Source organism: Geobacillus sp. ZGt-1 (assembly GCF_001026865.1).
In the GTDB taxonomy this organism is placed as follows: Bacteria; Bacillota; Bacilli; order Bacillales; family Anoxybacillaceae; genus Geobacillus; species Geobacillus thermoleovorans.
On sequence record NZ_LDPD01000183.1, the window covers coordinates 1 to 3465 of the forward strand.

General features: G+C 37.5%; 3 protein-coding genes. All 3 read left to right on the forward strand.

Translation table 11 applies throughout. The annotated features are described in order from the left end of the window. Positions 1-339: type I restriction-modification enzyme R subunit C-terminal domain-containing protein (locus VU18_RS16450; RefSeq protein ID WP_047758577.1), on the forward strand; the 339-nt coding region annotated here is incomplete at its 5' end. Further along, positions 340-1821: an N-6 DNA methylase gene (locus VU18_RS16455; RefSeq protein ID WP_033024503.1), complete on the forward strand. Its 1482-nt coding sequence runs from the start codon at positions 340-342 to the stop codon at positions 1819-1821. After that, positions 1818-3284, forward strand: a complete 1467-nt coding sequence (locus VU18_RS16460; RefSeq protein WP_033024504.1) for a restriction endonuclease subunit S — start codon at positions 1818-1820, stop codon at positions 3282-3284. The genes VU18_RS16455 and VU18_RS16460 overlap by 4 nt, the downstream gene beginning before the upstream one ends. Positions 3285-3465: the final 181 nt, after the last annotated feature.

Sequence of the window (3465 nt, forward strand, 5' to 3'; positions counted from 1 at the left end):
GAAGACATCGCGGCGGACATCATCGCCTTCATTCGCCAGCAAGCATTAGGCGATCCGCTCATTAGCCATGAAGAACGAATTAAAAACGCCATGAAAAAAATTTACCAAATGAAAGCATGGCCGCCGGTGCAAAAGAAATGGCTCGAACGCATTGAAAAGCAATTACTGCAAGAATATGTTCTTCATCCAGATCCGGAAAAAGCGTTTGAATATGAGCCATTTAAAAGCCACGGAGGCTTTAAACAATTAAATAAAATTTTCGACGGACAATTAGCTCACATCGTTCGGGAAATTAATTACAACTTATACAACTATCATTCTAAGAAGGAGCAAGCGTAGATGAACAACAGAGAAATCGTCCAAAAGCTATGGAATTTATGTAACGTGCTTCGTGATGACGGCATTACCTATCACCAATATGTGACAGAGTTAACGTATTTGCTGTTCTTAAAAATGATGAAAGAAACTGGTCAAGAATATATCATTCCAGAAAAATATCGCTGGGATTCGTTAGTAGAAAAAGACGGGATTGAACTAAAAGAGCATTATCAACAGTTGTTACTTGATTTAGGAAAAGAGGAAAATGAATTATTAAAGCAAATTTATACGGACGCGACATCGAATATTAGAGAACCAAAGAACCTAGAAAAAATTATTCAATCCATCAATAACTTAGATTGGTATAACGCGAAACAAGAAGGTTTAGGTGATTTGTACGAAGGACTGTTAGAAAAGAACGCGAGTGAAGTCAAATCGGGAGCGGGGCAATATTTTACGCCTCGCGTCCTCATTGATGTCATTGTAAAACTGGTCAATCCGAAGCCGGGCGAGCGCTGCCATGACCCTGCTGCGGGGACATTCGGCTTTATGATCGCGGCGGACCGTCATGTTCGTGAGCAAACGGATGATTATTTTGATTTGTCACAAGAAGAAATAGAGTTCCAAAAATATAAAGCTTTCTCGGGAGTGGAGCTTGTAAGAGATACGCATCGCTTAGCGATCATGAATGCGTTGCTTCATGATATTCATGGAGAAATCCTGTTAGGTGATACCCTCTCATCACTTGGTGAAAGTTTGAAAAATTATGATGTGATTTTGACGAATCCGCCTTTTGGAACAAAAAAAGGCGGCGAGCAGGCAACACGAACTGACTTTACCTTTAAGACATCGAACAAACAGCTAAATTTCCTGCAGCATATTTATCGAGCGCTGAAACCAAACGGGAAAGCCCGTGCTGCGGTTATTTTGCCTGATAACGTATTGTTTGAAGGTGGAGTTGGTGCTGACATTCGTCGTGACTTAATGGACAAATGTAATTTGCATACCATTTTACGCTTGCCGACAGGGATTTTTTATGCCCAAGGAGTGAAAACGAACGTCTTATTCTTTACTCGCGGGAAAACAGATGTCGGCAATACGAAAGAAGTATGGGTGTACGATTTACGTACAAACATGCCTTCCTTCGGTAAGCGGAATCCGCTAACTAAAGAACATTTTGAAGGATTTATTAAAGCTTACACAGCAGAAGACCGCCGTAAAGTCAAAGATGAGCGCTGGAATGTCTTTACTCGTGAAGAAATTGCGAAAAATGGCGATAGCTTAGATATTGGTCTAATTGCTGATGAATCCCTGTCCGTCTACGAAAACTTGCCAGACCCAATTGACTCCGCAGAAGAAGCGGTGGAAAAATTAGAAATAGCTATCTCTTTATTAAACGAAGTCATTGCCGAATTAAAAGCTGTCGAACAACCTAATAGCTACCAAATGACTTCTAAAGAAATACTAAAAGTGGCAGAAACATCTGAGGTGCTTGAAAAATGAGCAAAAAGAAACAAAAGTCTATCGAAGAACTACTCGAAGAAGCGTTAGTACCTGAAGAAGAACAGCCGTATCCAGTGCCGGAGAATTGGGTATGGGTGAGACTAGGTAGTATTACTAGGTTTATTGACTATCGAGGTAAGACACCTAAAAAAACTGAATCAGGTATAAGACTAATCACCGCTAAAAACGTCAGGATGGGTTATATTCAAGACGAACCTAAAGAATTTATTAGTGAAAAAGATTATGATTCATGGATGACTAGAGGGATTCCAAATGTGGGTGATATATTATTTACAACCGAAGCACCTCTAGGGAATGTGGCTCAATTAGATATTAATGAGAAAATTGCGCTCGCTCAAAGGATTATCACAATCTCCCCTTATCAGCCACTTGAAAAGACTTTCTTTAAATATTGTTTAATGAGTCCACAAATGCAAGCTCTAATTAAAAGTAACGCTACTGGAACTACTGTTTCTGGGATAAAAGCGAGTAGGCTAAAGGAAATAGAGGTGCCTTTAGCTCCCTTAAACGAACAAAAACGCATTGCTGAGAAGGTCGAGCGGCTTTTTGCTAAGCTTGATGAAGCAAAGCGGTTGATTGAAGAAGTAAAAGGGTCGTTTGAACTTCGCTGGGAAAGCATTTTAGACAAGGCATTTCGAGGAGAGCTAACTAAAAAATGGCGATCTAAGAACTCAATGACTGAAAAAGCTGATGATATTTTTAAAGAAATTCAAAAGGTCTATAAAAAAAGCAACAAAAAAGATGAACACGAAATTAATCCACCTTATCAAATCCCTCAAAATTGGAGATGGGTTAGATTAGGTGATATTGTCGATATTAACCCACCTAAGAAGAAGTTAGCGGATATAGAAGATGATCAAATTTGCACATTTATTCCTATGACTTCTATAAGTGATAAAACTGGTGAAATAGAAAATCCAGAAATTAGGGAATATGCTAAAGTAAAGAAAGGTTATACATTTTTCCTTGAGAATGACATTCTTTTTGCCAAAATAACTCCATGTATGGAAAATGGAAAAACAGCTATTGCGCAAAATTTAATAAATGGGTTTGGATTTGGATCAACAGAGTTTCATGTAATTAGAACAAACTCTTATATTAACATCAAGTTAATATATTATTTACTTCGATCTAAAAAATTTAGGATGGAAGCTAAAAAAGAAATGACAGGCGCAGTAGGTCAACAACGTGTACCAAAATCATTTTTAGAAAATTATTTATTTCCATTACCCCCAAAAAGAGAACAAGACAAAATTGTTGAGTTATTGGATAAGTTGTATGTTAAAGAAGTCGAAATTAGTAAAATAGAGACATTAGAAGGGGAAATAGATTCACTACGCCAATCTATCCTTAACAAAGCCTTCCATGGAGAACTTGGAACAAATGATCCAACTGAAGAAAGTGCAATAGAGCTTTTGAAGGAAGTTTTAAAATCCAGATAAAGGAAATTGAGTATACAACAATTTTGTCACTTTTTAATCGGCTGATTCAAAAAATTGTAAAATGAGTATACAACTTTTTTGTTACACCGTTCATGTCTCTGAACGGTGTTTTGCTTTTTCAATGGACTTTTCAGTATACAACTTTTTTGTCACTTAACAAGACTGTTGTTGAATGACAAAA